This window comes from Campylobacter sp. 2352 PW (assembly GCF_024723575.1).
GTDB lineage: Bacteria > Campylobacterota > Campylobacteria > Campylobacterales > Campylobacteraceae > Campylobacter_D.
The window spans coordinates 22,842-43,177 of sequence record NZ_JANQCX010000008.1 but is presented as its reverse complement, the minus strand read 5'-3'; the positions used below and the strand labels follow the sequence as shown (position 1 = coordinate 43,177).

20 protein-coding genes are annotated in these 20,336 nt (G+C 27.7%); 10 read left to right on the top strand and 10 right to left on the bottom strand.

All coding sequences use genetic code 11. The features are described 5' to 3' along the window. Genes pglJ through CAMP5121_RS05810 form a run of 5 tightly spaced genes read right to left on the bottom strand, consistent with a single transcriptional unit; the run spans position 1 to position 5,676 of the window. A complete protein-coding gene (gene pglJ / locus CAMP5121_RS05830; RefSeq protein ID WP_337215051.1) occupies positions 1-1,101 on the bottom strand; it encodes an N-acetylgalactosamine-N,N'-diacetylbacillosaminyl-diphospho-undecaprenol 4-alpha-N-acetylgalactosaminyltransferase in 1,101 nt (366 codons plus the stop codon). 1 nt (position 1,102) lies between these two features. Then, entirely contained in the window at positions 1,103-2,167 is a 1,065-nt protein-coding gene (gene pglH / locus CAMP5121_RS05825) for a GalNAc-alpha-(1->4)-GalNAc-alpha-(1->3)-diNAcBac-PP-undecaprenol alpha-1,4-N-acetyl-D-galactosaminyltransferase (protein ID WP_337215050.1), read from the bottom strand. Then, a complete protein-coding gene (pglK, locus tag CAMP5121_RS05820; protein ID WP_337215049.1) occupies positions 2,164-3,858 on the bottom strand; it encodes a BC-type lipopolysaccharide transporter PglK in 1,695 nt (564 codons plus the stop codon). The genes pglH and pglK overlap by 4 nt, the downstream gene beginning before the upstream one ends. Further along, positions 3,852-4,838, bottom strand: coding sequence for a UDP-glucose 4-epimerase GalE (galE, locus tag CAMP5121_RS05815; RefSeq protein WP_039628846.1), 987 nt, complete (start codon positions 4,836-4,838; stop codon positions 3,852-3,854). The genes pglK and galE overlap by 7 nt, the downstream gene beginning before the upstream one ends. A gap of 58 nt (positions 4,839-4,896) precedes the next feature. Beyond that, positions 4,897-5,676 (bottom strand): 3'-5' exonuclease, encoded by a 780-nt coding sequence (locus CAMP5121_RS05810; RefSeq protein ID WP_337215048.1) that lies wholly within the window; start codon positions 5,674-5,676, stop codon positions 4,897-4,899. A 66-nt stretch (positions 5,677-5,742) separates the two neighbouring features. On the opposite strand from CAMP5121_RS05810, the gene waaC reads away from it, so the two are divergent. Genes waaC through CAMP5121_RS05790 form a run of 4 tightly spaced genes read left to right on the top strand, consistent with a single transcriptional unit; the run spans position 5,743 to position 10,239 of the window. Next, positions 5,743-6,762: a lipopolysaccharide heptosyltransferase I gene (waaC, locus tag CAMP5121_RS05805; protein WP_337215047.1), complete on the top strand. Its 1,020-nt coding sequence runs from the start codon at positions 5,743-5,745 to the stop codon at positions 6,760-6,762. Further along, the gene (locus tag CAMP5121_RS05800; RefSeq protein WP_337215046.1) at positions 6,759-7,631 is read left to right on the top strand and encodes a lipid A biosynthesis lauroyl acyltransferase; all 873 of its coding nucleotides are present in this window, start codon (positions 6,759-6,761) and stop codon (positions 7,629-7,631) included. The genes waaC and CAMP5121_RS05800 overlap by 4 nt, the downstream gene beginning before the upstream one ends. Before the next feature lie 8 nt (positions 7,632-7,639). Then, entirely contained in the window at positions 7,640-9,187 is a 1,548-nt protein-coding gene (locus CAMP5121_RS05795; protein WP_337215045.1) for a glycosyltransferase family 2 protein, read from the top strand. Then, positions 9,184-10,239, top strand: coding sequence for a glycosyltransferase family 4 protein (locus tag CAMP5121_RS05790; protein WP_337215044.1), 1,056 nt, complete (start codon positions 9,184-9,186; stop codon positions 10,237-10,239). The genes CAMP5121_RS05795 and CAMP5121_RS05790 overlap by 4 nt, the downstream gene beginning before the upstream one ends. Here CAMP5121_RS05790 and CAMP5121_RS05785 read toward each other — a convergent pair. Next, a complete protein-coding gene (locus CAMP5121_RS05785; RefSeq protein ID WP_337215043.1) occupies positions 10,228-11,433 on the bottom strand; it encodes a glycosyltransferase family 8 protein in 1,206 nt (401 codons plus the stop codon). The two genes, CAMP5121_RS05790 and CAMP5121_RS05785, sit on opposite strands and share 12 nt — an antisense overlap. Further along, on the bottom strand, positions 11,414-12,373 hold the full coding sequence (locus tag CAMP5121_RS05780; RefSeq protein ID WP_337215042.1) for a glycosyltransferase family 2 protein: 960 nt from the start codon (positions 12,371-12,373) through the stop codon (positions 11,414-11,416). Before CAMP5121_RS05780 ends, CAMP5121_RS05785 begins: the two co-directional genes overlap by 20 nt. A 74-nt stretch (positions 12,374-12,447) precedes the next feature. Here CAMP5121_RS05780 and CAMP5121_RS05775 point away from each other — a divergent pair, with 74 nt between their 5' ends. Genes CAMP5121_RS05775 through CAMP5121_RS05765 form a run of 3 tightly spaced genes read left to right on the top strand, consistent with a single transcriptional unit; the run spans position 12,448 to position 15,254 of the window. Continuing rightward, entirely contained in the window at positions 12,448-14,184 is a 1,737-nt protein-coding gene (locus tag CAMP5121_RS05775) for a glycosyltransferase (protein WP_337215041.1), read from the top strand. Continuing rightward, on the top strand, positions 14,156-14,470 hold the full coding sequence (locus CAMP5121_RS05770) for a hypothetical protein (RefSeq protein ID WP_337215040.1): 315 nt from the start codon (positions 14,156-14,158) through the stop codon (positions 14,468-14,470). Before CAMP5121_RS05775 ends, CAMP5121_RS05770 begins: the two co-directional genes overlap by 29 nt. Beyond that, a complete protein-coding gene (locus tag CAMP5121_RS05765; RefSeq protein ID WP_337215072.1) occupies positions 14,406-15,254 on the top strand; it encodes a beta-1,4-N-acetylgalactosaminyltransferase in 849 nt (282 codons plus the stop codon). Before CAMP5121_RS05770 ends, CAMP5121_RS05765 begins: the two co-directional genes overlap by 65 nt. Here CAMP5121_RS05765 and CAMP5121_RS05760 read toward each other — a convergent pair. From CAMP5121_RS05760 to CAMP5121_RS05750, 3 genes are read right to left on the bottom strand one after another with little or no spacing between them, the layout of a single operon-like run. Continuing rightward, on the bottom strand, positions 15,251-16,417 hold the full coding sequence (locus CAMP5121_RS05760; protein ID WP_337215039.1) for a nucleotide sugar dehydrogenase: 1,167 nt from the start codon (positions 16,415-16,417) through the stop codon (positions 15,251-15,253). The genes CAMP5121_RS05765 and CAMP5121_RS05760 overlap by 4 nt on opposite strands. 4 nt (positions 16,418-16,421) lie before the next feature. Further along, positions 16,422-17,165, bottom strand: a complete 744-nt coding sequence (locus tag CAMP5121_RS05755) for a glycosyltransferase family 25 protein (protein ID WP_337215038.1) — start codon at positions 17,163-17,165, stop codon at positions 16,422-16,424. Further along, complete coding sequence (locus CAMP5121_RS05750) at positions 17,162-17,968, bottom strand: glycosyltransferase family 2 protein (RefSeq protein WP_337215037.1); 807 nt, start codon at positions 17,966-17,968, stop codon at positions 17,162-17,164. Before CAMP5121_RS05750 ends, CAMP5121_RS05755 begins: the two co-directional genes overlap by 4 nt. Positions 17,969-18,020: 52 nt before the next feature. Between CAMP5121_RS05750 and waaF the strand changes: the two genes are divergently transcribed. From waaF to cysK, 3 genes are all read left to right on the top strand, one after another. Then, positions 18,021-18,935, top strand: coding sequence for a lipopolysaccharide heptosyltransferase II (waaF, locus tag CAMP5121_RS05745; RefSeq protein WP_337215036.1), 915 nt, complete (start codon positions 18,021-18,023; stop codon positions 18,933-18,935). A gap of 92 nt (positions 18,936-19,027) precedes the next feature. Beyond that, the gene (locus CAMP5121_RS05740; RefSeq protein WP_039619003.1) at positions 19,028-19,330 is read left to right on the top strand and encodes an HU family DNA-binding protein; all 303 of its coding nucleotides are present in this window, start codon (positions 19,028-19,030) and stop codon (positions 19,328-19,330) included. 95 nt (positions 19,331-19,425) lie between these two features. Continuing rightward, positions 19,426-20,328 carry a cysteine synthase A gene (gene cysK / locus CAMP5121_RS05735; protein ID WP_337215035.1) on the top strand — a complete coding sequence of 301 codons (903 nt, stop codon included), beginning with the start codon at positions 19,426-19,428 and terminating at the stop codon, positions 20,326-20,328. Positions 20,329-20,336 lie beyond the last annotated feature (8 nt).

The following is a 20,336-nucleotide window of genomic DNA, read 5'->3' as shown; positions in this document are numbered from 1 at the left end:
TTATGCCTTGTTGAAAAATTCAAATAATTGCTTTGCTATGCTAATTTTATCAAATTCTTTTGCACGCATAAAAGCCTTTTGTCTATATGAAGCTTTTAATGCTTCATCATTGCACATTTTTTCTAAGCCTTCTTGCATGGCTTTTTCATCATCTACTTTTACTAAAAGTCCAAACTCATCATCTAAAAATAATTCCCTTGCACCGCTTTTATGATCAGTGCAAAGCACGGCAGTATTGCAAGCTAGGCATTCGATTAAAACATTGGAAAAGCCTTCAAAACTTGAAGCAAAAGCAAAAAAGTCACATTTACTCATGTATTTATAAGGATTTTTATCAAAACCTAGTAAAAAGACTTTGTCTTTTAAATTTAAAGTTTCTATTAAAGCTAAAAGCTCATCTTTTAAAATACCCTCGCCTAAAATGACTAATTTTAAATCAGTTTTAACTTTTGCATAAGCTCTTATAAGCATAGCATGATTTTTACCATGATCAAGCCTGCCAACGCTTAGTATAAAAGGATCTTTAAAGTTTATTTTTTCTTTAGATTTTTCTATAATGTTTTCTAAGTCTATGGCATTGTATAAAATATCACATTTTTTTGCTTCTATATTGAAATTTTGTATTAAATCTTCTTTGTTTCCTATAGAATTTGCTAAGATTAAATCTGCTTTATTGTAAAGTTTTTTAATAAGAAATTTATTGATAAAAGAATTTAGATTATTATGCTTGTAAATCACACTTGGAGTAGTGCATTCATTGATAATAAGGGTTGATTTAAGTCCTAGAGATTTTGCCATTAACGCAATATAATTAGGTCTATTTAGTAATACAAATTGCAAATTGATTTTTAAATCTTCACAAAGCTTTTTGTATTTCATAGCTAGCAAGGGTAGTTTTAAAAATTTAGCTAAGTTACTTTCGCTTGGATTTGATTTTTCAAGGTAGTGGATATTGACCTCAGGAATATCATATGATATTTTATCATTCATTAAAATCAAATGTACTTCATATTTTAAATTTAACACAGGCAATAGAGTAGATACAACCCTTTCAGCACCACCACTTCCTAAAGAATAAATAAAAATTGCTAGTTTTTTCATATTAAACCCTTACTTCTTTGATCAAATCAAGCCATTTTTGTGCTACATTGGCCACTTCATAATCTTTACATCGCTGCTGTGCATTAAGCGCTAGTGTTTTTCTTAAATTTTCATCTTGCATTAAAAGGGCGAGTTTTTCGCTTAAAGCCTTTTCATCATCTAAATCTACTAAAAATCCATCTTTTCCATCATTAATTAAATCTTTATGGCCACTTGTATATTTAGTGCTAATGCGCGCTACTTGATAATATAAACTTTCAAGTAAAACTGTTGGTAAGCCTTCTATGAAAGAGCAAAGGCAGATTATTTTTGCTTTTTCATAAAGTTCTTGCATATTTTCAACTTTACCTAAAAAATTAACTTTAATATTTAAATTCTTAGCTTCTTGTTCTAAATCTTGTCTTAATTCTCCATCGCCTGCTATGAAAAAATTGTATTGATTTTGTAAATTTGAATCTAATCTTGCTATAGCTTTTAAAAACATAGAAGCATTTTTATTATGATCAAGTCTGCCTACGAAAATGACATTATTTTCTTTTTCTAAATTTTCTTTAACGGGGCTAAAATGACAAGGATTTGGCATATTGATAACTTTTTTAACAAAATTTTCATAGTAATTTTTATCATCATTGCTTAGCACAGTTAGAGCATTTGCGTGAGGAAAACTTATACGGCGTAGAAATTTCCAAATTTTAGATTTTAAATAAGTATAAGAGCTATGCTCACTAATGATTAAAGGTGTATTAGAACCTTTGTTTGCCCAAATGCAAGCAATATTAGTGGTATCTAAAAATGAGATAAAAACATCGCTTTTGTGGTCTTTAAGTGCTTGTTTTAAGGCTTTGAATTTTTTAATACGTGAGGCTATTTTATTATAAAGAGTGGAAAAGTCAAACTGCTCTAGGGTAAAAAGTTTGATTTTTGGATCAAGCTTGTAAAAAGAGTCTTCTTTGTGAAATTTAATAATATTTATTTCATGATTTTTGCAAAGCTCATTAGCTAAAGTGACTAATACTCTTTCAGCACCGCCTGAATTTAAAGTAGCTATGATGAAAGTGATTTTCATACTTGTTCCTTTAAATGCCCATGATTTACTTCAAATACTCTATCGCAACCTTGTATGGTTGAAAGTCTATGGGCTATGATGATGAGGGTTTTATCTTTTGAAATTTTATAGATTTCTTCCATGATTTTTGCTTCACTTTCTTGATCAAGAGCGCTAGTTGCTTCATCTAAAACTAAAATTTCAGGCTGTTGGTAAAGTGCTCTTGCTATGGCTATTCTTTGTCTTTGACCCCCACTTAAAAACGAACCTGAATCACCCACCTTAGTATACACTCCATCTTCAAGTGAATTTACAAAGCTTTCAAGATTAGCTTGTTTGATTACCTTATGCAAAAGTGCTTCATCTACTTCTTCTCCAAAGCTAATATTTTTAGCAATAGAATCATTAAAAAGATAAATTTGTTGAGGTATGTAGCCAATTTTACTTCTAAAACTTTTTATATTGTTCTCATCAAGCTTAATTCCATCTACAAATATAGCTCCATCGCTTGGTTTTAAAAGCCCTATAATAAGATCGACTAAAGTACTTTTACCACTTCCACTTTTACCTATAAAAGCGATTTTTTCGTTTTTCTTAAGCTCAAAATTTAAATTTTTAAATAAATTTTTCTTACCCTTATAAGCAAAGAAAAGATTTTTCAAAACAATTTTTTCTTTAAATTCAATGTTTTCATCGCCTAGTTTTTCTTCTTTTTCATTGAGCATGTTATAAATAATATCTAAAGAGTTTTTATAATATGTGATTTCATTATAACTTGTGATGATACGATTAGCACTTGGCATAAGCCTATAAAGAGCCACCACAAAAATAGTAATGGTTGCTAAGATAGATGAAATATCACTTTCATATCTTAAAACTAAATATACTACAATAAAACAAAGCATACAAAAACCTATACCTTCAAGGTAAATTCTAGGAATGCTTGATATGCTTTCATTGCTAATATTTGCTTTGGCAAAAAGCCCACTTTGGATTTCATAAAGTTTTTGTGTGCTTTGTTCTTTGGTTTTGAGTTTGATGATTTTAAGGTTGTTTAAATTTGCATTTAAAATTTCAAAATAATTTTTCATCGCCTCTTCTCTAGCTATGGAAGCTTTTTTTACCAAGGGTGAAAGAATTTTGATCAAAATAAAAGCATTTAAAAGTAAAAAAACACTTAAAGCTAGGGTGATTTTATAGTTGATAATTAGCAATAAAGTATAAAGTAAAAACACCACAAAGCTTTCGCTTAGCATAAGTAAAAATGCACTAATTAAAGTACTTAAATGAAATACTTCTTGAGTGATAGTTTTTAAAAGTTCTGATTGATTTTTATTAGTAAAATTTTCATATTCAAGATGTAAGTATTTATCAAAAATACGACAAGCAAGGCTGTGATAACGCCCTTTAGAAAAACGCGCAAGCAAATGAAAATAAAAGGCATTTAAAAAGGCTCTAAAAATATAAAAGGCGATTAATATACAGCCAAAATAAGCAATAATCTTATAACTTGGTAAATTTAAATACTTATATATAGGTTGAAAATAAGAGCTTTTTTCTAAAAGCTCAAAATTACTCGCTACCGATACAAAAGGCATGATTAAAGAAATAGCAAAGCTTTCTATAAATCCTATGAAAATAGAAAAAATTAGCAAAGCAAATAAAAATTTCTTATCATGAGCATTGAGTATGAAAAAAAGTTTTTTTAACACTGTTTTTCCCACTCATAAGCACTTTTGCAGATTAATTCTAAATCATCATATTTTGGTTTCCAATTAGTTAGAGTTTTGATTTTATCCGCATTTGAAATAAGCACAGAAGGATCTCCAGCTCTTTTTGGTGCAAGTTCTACTGTGAAATCTACTCCACTTACTTTTTTCATAGTTTCAATAACTTCTTTTACGCTAAAGCCATGTCCATAGCCTACATTGAAAATATTACTTTCATTGTTTTCTAAGTAGTCTAAAGCAGCTAAATGTGCACTTGAAATATCATCAACATGGATAAAATCTCTAATACAAGTGCCATCTTTAGTATTATAATCATCGCCAAAAATATAAAGCTTTTCTCTTTTTCCTGTGGCTACTTCAGCAGCAACCTTGATAAGCAAAGTAGCTTTTGGATAGCGTTGACCTATAGGATAACTCATGCAAGCACCTGCTACATTGAAGTATCTTAAAATGCAGTATTTAAATTCAGGATTAGCCATATTAGCATCTTGTAGGACTTTTTCACTCATAAGCTTGCTTTGTCCATAAGGATTAATCGGTGCTAATGGACTTTGCTCATCTACGATAGGAGTTTGTGGCTCTCCATAAGTCGCTGCGGTTGAAGAAAAAATGAATTTTTTCACACCTGTTTCTAAACAAGTTTGGATTAAATTACTTGTATTTGCGGTATTGTTCATATAGTATTTTAAAGGATTTTCCATACTTTCAGGAACTTCAATACTAGCTGCAAAATGCACAATCGCATCAAATTTTTCTTCTTTGAAAAGTTTTTTAATCCCAGCATAATCGCTTAAATCTTGCTCAAAAAACTTAAAAGGTCTGATTTTAGAAAGTTCATCTAAGCTTTTTTTACTGCCTTTTGAAAGATTATCTAATACACAAATTTCATGATTTGTTTCTAAAAATTGTTTTAAAGTATGAGAGCCTATGTATCCTGCGCCACCGGTGATTAAAATTTTCATTTTTATCCTTTTTGTGATATTTAATAATAGTTATTTTAATATACTTTTCTTAATTAATTTAAAACTTGCTCTTTTCTTTTTCTATGGCTTCTAAAAATGGCTTTTGATAGCTTTTATCACTATGTTTTTGCAAAAGCTCTTCTTTGAAATTTTCTAAAATATTAAGATAATCTTCTTGGGTTAAATTAGCTTTGATGAGTTCGTATTTTAAAAATAACATATAGGTGTTTAATACATCACTCTCGCAATACTCGTGAATTTTTTCTAATTTGTTTTGATAAAAAAGTTCTAATACTTCATTTCCATGTACATCATACTTTCCAGGAAGTCCTACCATAGCACAAAGTGTGTCAAGTCTTAAGCCTTTTTGGCCAAAACTTCCTAAAGATTCTAATAAATCACAATGTTTATTTTCTACAAATTTACTTTTATAATTATTCCATTTATCACTTGCATCTAAATAAGCACTTGCGTTGATATTGTATTTTAATGCTCTTATAACAAGCAAAGGCATATCATAGCTTTTGCCATTAAAACTTACAAGGCGGGGTTGGTGTTTGTCTATGAAGTTAAAAAATTCTTCTAGCATTTGTTTTTCGTTGTCGCCTTTGATTTTATTGACTTTGATGAAATTTCCAAATTTATCTGCAATCACTGCACAAATGCTTACAACTTTATGAAAAGGCAGGGGTAAAAATTCACTTCCGATTTCTTCTTTTTGTCTTTCTAAAGCTTGCTTGCTAATGCTTAAATCATCGCCATTAAAATCATAAAGATGTTTTATCAATTCTACATCAGGAATGCTCTCACAATCAAAAATGCAAATATATTCTTGCATGATAAACCTTTTTTTAAAAAAATCTTTGTTAAAATCATAACAGAAAATTTAAAAATAAAGTAGCATATGAAAATAGGTTTGGTTAAGTTATCCGCACTTGGAGATATCATCCATGCTGTAATTGTTTTGCAATTTATTAAAAAGCATTATCCTAAGGCGAGTATTGATTGGTTTGTAGATGCGAGATTTGCAGGATTATTGCAAGATCATCCAATGATCAATGAAGTATATGCCCTGCCTTTAAAAGATAGAAAATTCAAAGAAGTTTTTGCTATGCTTTTTGAAGCAAGACAAAACAAATATGATGTTGTGATTGACTTGCAAGGTTTGATTAAATCTGCTTTGGTAAGTAAATTTTTATGTGCTAATACTTTTGGTTTTGATCAAGAAAGTATCAAAGAGAGCTTTGCGAGCAATTTTTATACACATAAATTTGCGTGTAATTATGAAGAAAATATTATCGTACGTAATCTTTCTTTGGTAGCTTATGTGTTAAATGAGCATTTTGATCATAGCGATATAGAGTTAAAACAAAGTTGTTTTAGCGTAGATGATGAGTTAAAAGAAAGCTTAGAACAAAGGCTTTCTTTAAGTGAAAGTGCGCCAAATATACTCATACATGTAGGCTCATCTATGCCTAATAAAATTTATCCAAAAGAGCGTTTGATACTACTTTGTAGAATGCTTTTGGAGTATTTTACTAGTGCAAAAATCATGCTTGGTTGGGGTAATGTTAATGAGTTTAATTTTGCTAAAGATATAGTTTTAAATTTAAAGCATTTGAAAATAGAACTTGCACCAAAATTAAGTTTAAGTGAGCTTTGTACTTTAACTAAGGCAAGCGATTTGATTATCGGAAATGATAGCGGGCCCACTCATTTAGCCTTTGCACTAAACAAGCCTTCTATAACGATTTTTGGTGCTACTCCTAGTCAAAGAAATGCTTATGAAACAAATATCAACAAAACAATCAATGCAGGTAAAAAAATACTGCATTCAAAACATATAGATAAGAGTGATTTTTGCATACAAAATATCGATGAAAAAGATATTTTTAAACTTGCTTGTGAGCTTTTAGAAAAATGATAAATTATGTATATCTAAGCCTTTTTTACATGTTAAAAGTTCTTGTGAAGATTTTACCTTCAAAGCTTTTGAACTCTTTTGCAAATTTGGTTGCTTTAATCACTTATAGGCTTAATCACAAACACCGCAAAATCATTGACACAAACTTAAAAATTTGCTTTCCTGAAAAAGATCAAAAATGGCGTAATGAAACTAGTCTTAATATCTATAAAAATTTTGCTAAATTTGGGATTGATTTTATCAAAAATCAAAATGCAAGTAAAGAAGAAATCATCAATAAAATTTGCTTTGATGATGAGGAGCAAATTTTAAATATAATGCAAAGTAAAAGACCCTTGATCGTAACTACGGCTCATTATGGTAACTGGGAACTTTTGGCTTTATCTTTCGGAGCTAAATTTCAAGGAATTTCCATAGTTGGAAGAGCGCTTGATAGTGTGATAATGGATAAAATTTTAAGTAAAAATCGCACGCAATTTAACATAGAGCTCATAGAAAAAAAGGGTGGTCTTAAAAAAATGCTAAAAGCCTTAAAAGAAGGTAGATCGCTTGGAATTTTAACCGATCAAGATGCGGTAGATGGTGAAAGTATAAAAATACAATATTTTAACCAAGAAGTAAATTTTATAGCAGGTGCAAGTGTACTTGCGAAAAAAACAAATGCTATGATTTTACCTTGTTTTGTGTATCAAAAAGATGAGAAATTTTTTGTAAAAACTTTTAAGGCTTTAGACGCAAGTAAGGCAAGTGTAGAAGAGCTTACTAAGTATCAAGCAAAGTGTTGTGAAGAGATGATTAAATTTAAACCTGATGAGTATTTTTTCTTTCATAAGAGATTTAAAAGATACAATCATGAATTATATTTATAGGATATAAAATGGATTTAAAGCAAATTAGTGTGATAATGATTGTTAAAAATGCTCAAAAAACTTTAAAGGCTTGTTTGGAGTCTTTGCAAGAATTTGGCGAGATAGTTTTAATAGAAAATGATAGCAATGATGATACTTTAAAAATCGCTTATGAGTTTAGTAAAAGTTATAAAAATATCAAGATTTATCAGCATGAATTTATAGGTTTTGGGCCTTTGAAAAATTTAGCCATAAGTTATGCTAGTAATGATTGGATTTTTAATATTGATGCAGATGAGCTTGCTAAGAAAGAATTTTTACAAGAATTAGGGCAAATTGAGCCTAATAAAGAAGACATCATAGCTTTGCCAAGAGAAAATTTATACAATGGAGAGTGGATTAAAGCTTGTGGGTGGTGGCCTGATCATGTAATGCGAGTGTTTAATAAAACCCATACTAGTTTTAATGAAAATTTGGTACATGAGAGTTTGATTTTACATGAAGATAGCAAAAAGATTAAGTTGCAAAATGGTTTGAGGCATTTTGCTTTTGAGGATATCGATAGTTTGTTAGATAAGCTTCAAAAATACTCTAAGCTTTGGGCTTTGCAAAATTTACATAAGGACAGTAGTATTTGCAAGGCATTGCTAAGAGGAATTTGGACTTTTTTTAGAAATTATGTTTTGAAAAAAGGGATTTTTTATGGTTATAAAGGTTTTATCATAAGTACTTGCAATGGACTTGGAGCTTTTTTTAAATATATGAAATTATATGAGTTAAAAAAGCAAAAGCCAAAAACTTGTGCTTTAATCATCACAACCTATAATCAAAAAGAAAGGCTTACTTTAGTGCTTGATAGCGTTAAAAATTTAGAGCCTTTACCCGATGAGGTTTTAATAGCTGATGATGGAAGCAGGGAAGATACAGCCAAGCTTATACAAGCTTATCAAAAGGATTTTCCTTGTAAGTTAGAGCATATTTGGCAAGAAGATGAGGGGTTTCGTGCTGCGGCAAGTCGCAATAAGGCAATTAATGCTTCTAATAGCGAATATATTATCTTAATTGACGGGGATATGATTTTAGAGAAAAACTTCATTAATGATCACTTAAAATTTGCTAGTTTAAAGACTATTTTGCAAGGCTCAAGAACTATTTTAAATGAAAAAGAAAGCAAAGAACTTTTAAGCAAAAATGATTTTAGTTTGGCATTTAACAAAAAGGGTTTTAAAAATCAAAGAAATATTTTTTTAGCTAAATGTGTATATAAATTTTCAAAATTAACTAAGAAATTTTTTAAAAAATCACAACTTGTCAAAGGTAGTAAAACTTGCAATATGAGTTTTTATAAAAGTGATTTTGAAGCCATTGAGGGATTTAATGAAAAATTTATAGGCTGGGGTAGGGAAGATAGCGAGTTTGTAGCTAGATTTTTATTTAATGGCGGAGCATTTAAAAGGCTTAAATTTAATGCTCTAGCTTATCATATTTACCATGAAGAAAATAGCAAAAATATGCTTGAAATTAATCATCAAATTTATCTTGAAACTATAAAAAATAAAAAAGTGACTTGGAAATGAAAATTTTATTACTTATTGGGGATATTACTATAGGGGGCGGTGCTGAAAGGGTTGTCGTAAATTTAGCAAATGCACTTTTTGAGCTTGGATATGATGTAAAAATTTTTAGTTTTTATAAACAAGGAGTTGATGTAGCTTATGAATTAAATGACAATATTAAAATAGATTACTTGCATAGTAAATCAAGAGCTGATGTAAAAAAAGAAAGATTATTTTATAAGTTATATTACAAGCATTATGAGTGTTTTTTACTAAAACAAAGATATAAAGATGTTGATGTGATGATTTTTAATAATTGCCCTCATTTTCCTTTCTTTAAAAATAAAAATACAAAATATATTAATTTTATTCATAATCATTTTAAAAAATATCGAGTTAAAAATAATTATTTTGATGCTTTAGTGGTGCTATCAGCTAAGCAAATTGATCAGTGGAGAAAATATCATAAAAATGTTTGGGTTATACCAAATTTTTTGCCTTATTTGTCTGATATAAATTCTACTTTAAGTCAAAAAAATATTTTAAGTATAGGTCGTATGACAGCAAATGATGAAAAAGGTTTTTTAAGACTTATTGAAATCTGGAAGTTTGTGCAAGAAGATATAAAATACAAAGAATGGACTTTAACTATAGTTGGAGAAGGTGAGTTTAAAAATACTATAGAAAATAAAATAAAAGAATATAAGCTTGAAAATTCAATCATATTAAAATCTTTTACAAAAGATATAGAAAAAGAATATTTACAATCTAGTATTTATATAATGTGTAGTTATTGGGAAGGTTTTGGTATGGTTTTAGTTGAGAGTGCAAATTATGCTATTCCAAGTATCGCCTTTAATGTTGATACAGGTCCTAGCGATATTATAGAAAATGGTAAAAGTGGATATTTAATCGAGGATGGTAATTTGCAAGAATTTGCAAATAAGCTTTGTTTGCTTATGGATGATGAGAATTTGAGAAAACAAATGGGACAAAGCGCAAAAGAAAATATTTCTCATAACTTCTCTAAAGAAAAAGTTATGCAAAAATGGCAAGAGTTATTAAACTCTTGATTTGTTTGCGTATTTTTTAAAATTTTTGAGCATTTTGATAGCTTTTAAAAAAACACTGAAGGTGTTTTTTTGATTTTTTCTTGCATATAAAATACTTTCTCCAAGCATGCAACAAAGTCCAAAAATATCATCATTAATTTTTTGCTGTTTTTCTAATAAATATTCATCTTTTTTAGTATTATGAATCAAAGATGATATTTTTGCAAAATTAAAACTTTTTATAGCTTTTAAAAGCTCAAATCCCAAAGCACTATAAAGCAAATGATCTTTAATGTTTGCTTTTTGTTCGAGCAATTCTTCATTAAAAATAGGTGTTTTTTCTGCTATTTGCCACCAATAATCATTTATATTTTTACCTTGCAAATCTGTGTATGATTTTAAAAATTTCCAAGGTTTTTCTCCATAATGTAAAATTTTAGGCGTTTTTGCACTTTTGGTAAATTCATCTCTTGTGTAATTAAGTCTATTTGCTTGCTCATCTTTACATATAGCATAAAAAAGAGTAATGATATTGAAATTATACGAAAAATCAAGTTTTAGCTGATATTGTGGTTTTATGGTGGCGTTAAGTAAATCTTGATCTGCGGCTTTTATGTAGTAGCATTTGCTAGCTAAATCCTCGCATTTTTGTTCTATATTATGTTTTTTCCACTCTTTTAGATTGATAAGTAAAAAACCTGAATTAAAATAATTTTCATCAAAATGCAAAGTGTGTTTTTGATTATTTTCTTTAAATTTTATTTTTGCACGTTTGGAACCAGGGTCGCCTATAACACCGGCTATTTTTCCTTCTAAATCAATAGTAAAAATTTCTCTTATATCACACAAACATAACATATCCGAATCTAAATATAAACAAGTATTTATTTCATCATCTAATATAGAATTTAATTTTAATCTATAATAAGGAAGTTTTGAGCTATGAGCAGCTCCACTGATGGGATAATGTTTAAAATCTTCATCATTTTGAATGTGAATTTGTATTTTGCATGGGAAGGTTAAATTAAGTTCTTGTTCTAATTTTTGAAGTTTGTTTTTAGTATGATTACTAATAGCATTACTTAAAATATGAAAATAACATATTTCGTTTTCCTGATAAAATTTATTTTTATCTGTATTTTTAATAATACTTGTAATCAAAACAGCTGTGTATTTAATATAGTTTTCATCTGCACTAAAAACAATGTGATACATTTGCTTCCTTTAAGATATTTTTAGTATTTTTTATTTGGATATTTTTTTTAATTTTAATTTTTTTTCTTTGTATTTTCAAAAAAAATTTTTCAAAAAAATTTTTATTTGTGTATTTATATGTTAAATCTATTTTATGGATGTTTAGATCATATATAGCGATTTTAAAAATCAGCGAATGAAGTTTATTTGTTTGATTTTGAGTAAGATTTGAAATTTTTTCTGAAACAAAAGATAAGTCTTGAATATAGGATTTAATTTTATTAAGATCTTTTTTTTCTCTAGTTGATGAATTTTCATTTGAAATATTATAATTATATAAATATTGTTTTGTGGCGCCAATTGCATTTATAAATTTTAGACTATGTAAAACCAATAAAAAATCTTCAGCCATAGTATTTTTTTCATTTGGTTGAAGATTAATTGTATTAAAAGCTTTGAGATATAACTCTTTTTTTAGTATTTTATTGAAAATACTCCAACTAAATTTAGGATACTTTGAAAATAAAAAATAGCAAAAATTTTCATTATTATAAAATGCACTTTCAAAAAAATTCCATTCTTTTTTATAGTCATCGCATTCATAATAATTAAAACATATCAAATCAACTTTTTGTTTATCTAAAATTTTAACACATTCTTCACAAGCATTAAGCTCTAAATAATCATCAGGATCTAAAAACATTATATAAGGTGAAGTTGCCACTTTAACACCTTCATATCTTGCTCTTAAAAGTTTTAAATTTTCTTCATTGTGTATGATTTTTATCCTATTATCTTTGCTAGCATATTCTTTGGCTATATCTATACTTTTATCGCTTCCACAATCATCTACTACAATGATTTCTATATCTTTAAAAGTTTGGTTAATACAACTTTCTAATGCTCTAGCAATATATTTTTCTACATTATAAGTTGGCAGTATGATAGAAATTTGACTCATGCTAATCCTCAATGATTAATTATTTATAGTATAATTTTATAATTATAACAAAATACAACTAAGGAAATAAGCTTATGAGTAAGAGAGTTGGAATAATTATACCAATTTATAATGTATCCTCATATCTAAAAGAATGTTTGGATAGTGTTGTCGATCAATCTTACTCTAATTTAGAAATTATTTTAATAAATGATGGAAGTACAGATGATAGTTTAGAAATAGCTTTAAATTATTTTAAAAATGATTTGAGAATTACACTCATTGATAAGCAAAATGATGGACAAAGTGTTGCAAGAAATATAGGTATTGATTATTTAAAAAATGCAGAAAAATTTAAAGAAAATGAGGATTTGTTAAAAGAGTATAGAATAAATAAAATACATACACATCCAAATCATGCTATTGGTAAGATTGATTATGTTATGTTTTTAGATTCTGATGATTATTTGACTTTAAATTGCATTGAAGAGGCAATTAGACCTTGTATAGATTCAGATATTGATATTGTATGGTTTAATAATTATAATGTGAATGAAGTTGAAGGTTTTATAGAAAATTTTACAAGATTAGAAAATCACGATTATACGCAAGAACAATGTATTACTTCTGGAGAATGGGCGAAAAAATGTTTAAAAATAAAAAAGATTAAAGATTTTGCTTTTGTATGGCAAGGTCTGATTAAATTTGAGTTTTTATGTACAATTAACTTGCAGTTCTTGTCACATGTTATTCATCAAGATCATCATTTTGGTATTCTTTTGTTTATGCAAAGCAGTAAAATTTATATACTACCAAAAAAACTACTTTTTTATAGAATTAGAGCTAATAGTAGTGTTAATCATGATAAAACTATAACAAAAGCAAATATTCCTTCTTATTTGAATGATATTTATAAAGAATTCTCATGCGATCCTATACAAGCTAAAATGTACCATAAAGCAAGTAGCTGGATGAAGCAAACTTTAGAGTTGGTTAAATTTTTAGATTCTACAAATAATAAGTATTTTCGAGCATTGTTGAAATATAAATTTTTACCAACTTATAGTAAAGAAGCTATAAAAATAAAAAATTTCAATAAAGATCCTTTAAATTTAAAAAAACAAATTCCTTACATAAAACCATATATAAAATCCAAGAAAATATTTAGAATGTTTATTGGTTTTTTTAATTTAAAAGAAAATATTGTAAAAAATACTAGACTAAATATAGAAAATCAAAAATATAGATATTTTTTCCCTATGTGTGCAACTAAAAATGAAATTAATTTATTTTTATCTTATGCAATCAGGTCAAAATATTATTTAGAATTTGGATGCGGTGGTAGTACTTTTGTAGTAGCGTATTCTACTTCGGCTTGTATATATTCTGTTGAGTCAGATTTAAATTTTATAAATTTTCTATCTAAAAATGAGGTAATTTCGGCTTCATTGCAAAATTCTAGATTAAAATTTTTCCATGTGGATATTGGAGAGACAAAGGAATGGGGATATCCAAAATCATTAAATTGCAAAGATAAGTTTATTTTATATTCACAGTATGTTTTTTCGGTTATAAACCCATCTTTGATTGATTTGATTTTTATTGATGGAAGATTTAGAGTTGCTTGTGTATTAAATTCTATTCTAAATTGTCCAAAAAGTATTTATATAGTTCATGATTTTTTTAATAGAAAAGAAAAATATGGGGTAATATTAGATTTTTTAGATTGTATTGATAGTATTGATACTTTAGCTGTTTTTAAAGTTAAAGATAATATAGATGTTAGTCAGGTTAAGGAGTGCTATGAACGATATAAAAATATTGCAGATTAAAATATGTTTTTTAATGCGCAATGCTTTCTTTAAGTTTTGTTCAAAATTTTTTCCTATAAAAAAAATTCGTAAAAAAATTCGTAAAAAAATTAATAATATTATATATGGTTATGCTGATATTTTCATCCCTAAAGTTGTTAGAGATAAAATTAATAATAAAAGTAATCTTTATTATCTAGAAAAAAATAAAAAATTACAAATCGTTGATAATATTAAAATAAATAACAAAATCAATACAAGAGATAAGAAGAGAGAGGGGGGGGGTAAAGCACAGTGGTTTTTTTGAACTTGATATTCGCTCAAAAAATGTAAAATCGCCATTAAATCCTTGGGCTTTTATAAGAGTTTCCAATGAAATAATAACAATAAAGTCTTCTTTGGAAAGTATTTTACCTGCTATACAAAGAGGTGTTATTGGCTATAATGATTGTGAGGATGGAAGCGAGGAGGTTATCTTAGAGTTTTGCAAAAAATATCCTTCTTTTATTCCTATTAAATATCCTTATAAGATTGATACAGAAAATCCAAAAAGTGAATATAATAAACTTTATAGCTATTATAATTATATATTAAGCCATATTCCTAAAGATGAATGGATGGTTAAAATCGATGTTGATCATATTTATGATGCTAAGAAGTTGTATAAAAGTTTTTATATTCCAAAGAGTAACAAAGATGTTGTTAGCTATCCTAGGATTGATTTTTGTATTATAAATAGTCAAATATATGTTTCAAAAAAAAGAGAATTTAATTCATTTTTATACAATCCCAATGATCATTGGTTGATTCAAAATAGTAATATTTTTTTTGAAGAATTTAGGTATATATTGAACAATAAAAATAGATCTATAGAGATGTTAAAAATACAAGAAAAAAATATATATCATGTTGAATTAAATAACTATCATTTGCCATACATTAAAATATCTAGAAGCAATATGGCAAAGACAATTAAATGGATTAATTTAAGAGTTTATTTAAAAGAGAATAAAATAAATCATTTTATAGATCCTATGATATTAACTGAAGAATATTTAATATTATTATTTCGCTATTTTAAAATAAATTAAAAATCGCATTCAAACACGTCTGCTGTAAAAATTTTATATTTATAGTTGCGGATTTTATCGTCTATCCTATTTGCTATGATAATATCACAAGATTCTATAAAATGTTCGAAATTATTTTCTATAGAAAATTCATCTGTTTCATCATTTAATAATGGTTCGTATATAATCATATCAGCATTGTGATTTTTGAGATATTTTATAATATCAAGCATAACTGAATTTCTAAAATTATCTGAATCTTTTTTCATAATAAGTCTATAAATTCCAATTCTTTTTTGCTTGAGTGATAGTATAGTATCTTTTATAAATATTTTTCTAGTTTCATTGGTTTTTACAATAGCTTTAATTAGATTGTTGGGAGTATCTTTAAAATTTTGTAATAATTGCTTGGTATCTTTTGGTAAGCAGTAACCACCATATCCAAAACTAGGATTATTATAGTAATTTCCTATTCTAGGATCGGCACTAACGCCCATAATAATATCTTTTGTGTCTAAACCATGTTTTCTAGCATATGTATCAATTTCGTTAAAAAATCCTATACGCATAGCTAAATATGTATTTGAAAAAAGTTTTATACTCTCAGCTTCTGTTGAATTTGTTAAGTACACTGAGATATCTTTTTTTAAAGCATTCTCTTGAAATAATTTGGCAATTTTCAACCCCTTTGATGATTTCTCTCCTACTATAATCCTACTAGGATGTAAATTATCATATAGAGCCTTACCTTCTCTTAAAAATTCTGGGCAAAATATAATATTTTCATAATTAAATTGTTTTTTGATCTTTTCCGTATATCCTATAGGAATAGTGCTTTTTATGATGATTGTTGCAGAAGGATTTATTTTTAATGCACTACTTATAACTTCTTCTATGCTTGAAGTATCAAAGTGGTTTAAATCTTCATTATAATTTGTTGGTGTAGCTATTATAATATAGTCTGTATTTTTGTAAACTATTTCTTGATTGGTATGAGCTTGGATGTTTAAAGGCTTATATTTTAAGTATTCTTCTATAAGATCATCTTGTATAACATTTTCTTTATTGTTGATTTTTTCAACTTTTTTATGGTCTATGTCTAACATAAAAACTTCGTGATTTTGGGACAATAAAACAGCATTAGATAAACCTACATAACCTATACCAACTACAGCTATTTTCAATTTTTTATCCTTGAAATATTTTTTTATTATATGTAATTTTTAAAATATAAAAATAAAATCTTATAATTTCTCTTATAATTTTAGAAAGTATGTTAAGTTTCTTTTTTCTTTGTGTTATGGTAGTTTCTACATGATTTAAGTCAAGTAAGAATGGCTTATAGATGATGTTTTGCATTTTATTATAATAATACATATCCATATAATCATCTACGGGCTTAAACCAATATTTCGCTTTTTTAATAAACTTTTTTGCAGCATTTGGGTGTATAAAATATCCTTGCGTGCCACCAGTATTCTCGTAACTTATGTAAAAATTGTTATTTAAATGGTGTATTCTTTTATCAAAAAGGTAATAAAATCTTATGTATTCATAGTTACTATTTAGTAATTTTTCAATGATATTTGAGTTGTTTAAAAACTCATCACTAAAGATGACATCATCTTCTAAAATGATGATAGGACTATTAAGTTCTTGACATTTTTTCCATAAACTATAATGAGATACAAAGCATGATTTTTCACTATCGCTAAGTTCACGCCCAAGTACAAATTGACACCACCATGGGAAGTGACTTTTAAACTGCAAATGCTCATTTTTAGAACCATCGATGGCTTTAAAAAATTCAAATTCTAGTTGATTTTTTAAATTCGGATTATATGTGAAGAGTTTTTGAATTTGTTCTTGCATAAAATTTTTTCTATCTTCTGAGCGTTCTAGATTGATGATAAAAACTTTTACTTTTTTCAAACTCTACCCTCTAACCCTAAAATTTCTTTCTCTAAAACTTCTAATATTTTTTCATTAAAATGTTTATGTGAAAAAATATTAGCTAATTTTTTAATGCATTTTAAACTTTGCTTTTTATGCTCGTAATTTTGCCATAAAATTTCTTTATTTTTGTTTTCATACCTACCATTTTCATTAAATTCATAGCGGTATATACATTCTTGCGATATAAAAAAACTTTCACTAATCATAAAATTTATATAATTAAAAAGCACATCCTCTCCATAACAAAGCCTTTCTTTAAAATCAACATATTCAAAACTTTTTAAAATCAAATTTTTCCTATATACTTTTGCCCAAACACTCCAGCAAAAATGTTTTTGCTTAAGTAAAAATTCCAAAAAATCATCTTTATTAAAAAGCTCATCTTGTTTAAATCTATAAAATTTCTTAAATTTCACCCTATGCACATACGCATCAAACACTACCATATCTACATTTTTAATTTTTTCAAGCCCAAGCTCACAAGCATTAAGTTCTAAATAATCATCAGGATCTAAAAACATTATATAGGGTGAGCTTGAATTTAATACACCTATATTTCTACTAGCAAAAGTTCCTAAATTCTCTTTATTATGTATGATTTTTATTCTATCATCTTTACTAGCATATTCTTTAGCTATATCTATACTTTTATCATCTCCACAATCATCTATAACAATGATTTCTATATCTTTAAAACTTTGATTTATACAACTTTCTAATGCTCTAGCTGTATATTTTTCTACATTATAGGTTGGTAGTATGATGGAAATTTGACCCATTTTAGCTCTTTATTTTTTGGTATAATTATAGCTTTTATTTTTAAGGAAAATCATGAATATTTTTATCAACCTTCCTACTTGGCTTGGCGATGCAGTGATGGCTAGTGCGGCTATTTATGCTATAAAAGAAAAACACCCCCAAGCTAAATTTACTTTTTATGGTTCTTTTGTGAGCACAGAGCTTTTTAAACGCTTTGAAAATGCTCAAATTTTAGTAGAAAATACAAAACAAAGATATAAGCAAATTTTACAAGCTAGAAAAAACCTTGGTAAATTTGATCTAGCTTTTTCGTTTCGCTCGGCATTTTCAAGTAAGATCATTTTAAATCTAATTAAAGCAAAAAAAAGATTTTATTTTGATAAAAATATTCTAAAAGAAGAACATCAAGTCTTAAAATACTTAAATTTCACAGAAAAAGCTTTAAATTTTAAAGCCACTTCAAATGCTTTAAAACTCCTTATAAAAGCAAAACCAACTCAAAAAATTTTAGGTATAAATCCAGGTGCACATTTTGGAAGTGCCAAAAGATGGGAAGCAATCTATTTTGCAAGGGTAGCAAAAGAATTTAGCTCCACGCATCAAATTTTAATCTTTGGGGTAGAAAGTGAGAGAGAAATTTGTGATGAAATTGAGCGTTTTCTTTTAAAAGAAGGCATAAAAGCAAAAAATCTTTGTGGTAAAACTAGTATTTATACTTTATGTAAAAATATTTCTATGCTTGACTTGCTCATCACAAACGATAGTGGTCCTATGCATATAGGCGCAGCTTATGGGGTAAAAACGGTGGCTGTTTTTGGCTCGACTAAATTTAGTCAAACCTCGCCTTGGCAAGAAAATGCTAAAATAGCTCATCTTGATCTAGCTTGTATGCCTTGTATGCAAAAGGTCTGCCCTTTAAAACATCATAAATGTATGAAAGATTTAAAGCCTGAAGTAGTAATAAATTTAGCAAAAACATTTTTTTAGCATATTTTTCTTTGTAATTTGGGTTTAAACCTCTTGCAAAAGCTTGATAAATGTGTTAAACTTAACAATCATTTTTAATCAAGGAGCTTTTTATGACTAAAGCAGATTTTATTTCTCAAGTTGCTCAAACTGCTGGGCTAACTAAAAAAGATGCAACTGCAGCTACTGATGCAGTAATTGCTACTATTACTGATGTATTAGCTAAAGGTGATAGCATTAGCTTTATTGGTTTTGGTACATTTTCTGTAGCTGAAAGAGCTGCTAGAGAAGCTAGAGTACCAAGCACTGGTGCTACTATCAAAGTACCTGCTACTAAAGTTGCTAAATTTAAAGTAGGCAAAAACCTTAAAGACGCAGTTGCTGCTGCTAAAACTGCTAAAAAAGCTAAAAAATAATTCTTTGCGCAAAAGTTAAAAACTTTTGCGTTTTTCTTCATAGTTAAGTATTAATTTTCTTTTGATATTGTTTTTAAAAAATTACAAGGAAAACAATGTCAGTTTATAATAATATTTTAGATTGTATAGGTAATACCCCGATTATTTCTTTAAAAGAATTTGCTCCAAATCTTTATGCTAAATGTGAGTATTTTAATCCAAGTCATTCTATAAAAGATAGAGCGGCTGTGGAGATGATAAAACAAGCTTTAAATGAAGGTAAAATCAATCAAGAAACAACCATTATAGAAGCTACAAGTGGAAATACCGGTATAGCTTTAGCAATGATTTGCGCAAGCTTAAAGCTTAAACTTATCATAGCTATGCCTGAGTCTATGAGTATTGAGCGTAGAAAAATGATGAGTTTTTTTGGTGCAGAGCTAGAGCTTACTCAAGCAAGCAAGGGTATGCAAGGAGCGCTTAATAGAGCTAATGAGCTTTTGAGTGAAATTCCAAATTCGTTTATGGTAAGTCAATTTGAAAATATCAACAACAAAAACGCACATAGAAAAAATACTGCCTTAGAAATTTTAAAAGCTTTACCTGATCTTGATATTTTTTTAGCAGGTTTTGGCACAGGTGGGACTATTAGTGGGGTAGGAGAAATTTTAAAAGAACACAATCCTAATGTCAAAATCATAGCTTTAGAGCCTGCAGCTTCGCCACTTTTGAGCCAAAATACCGCTGCAAGCCATAAAATTCAAGGTATAGGTGCAAATTTTATCCCGAAAATTTTAAATCAAAAAATTATAGATGAGATAGTTTGTGTAAGCAATGAAGATGCTATAAATACAGCCTTAGAGCTTGGTAAAAACGGCATAATGGCAGGAATTTCAAGCGGAGCAAATGTATATATGGCTAGAAAAATCGCTTTAGAAAATCCAAATAAAAAAGTCTTAACTATGTTAAATGATACAGCAGAGCGATATTTATCAACTGATTTATTTGCAAATTTATAATTTGGAGT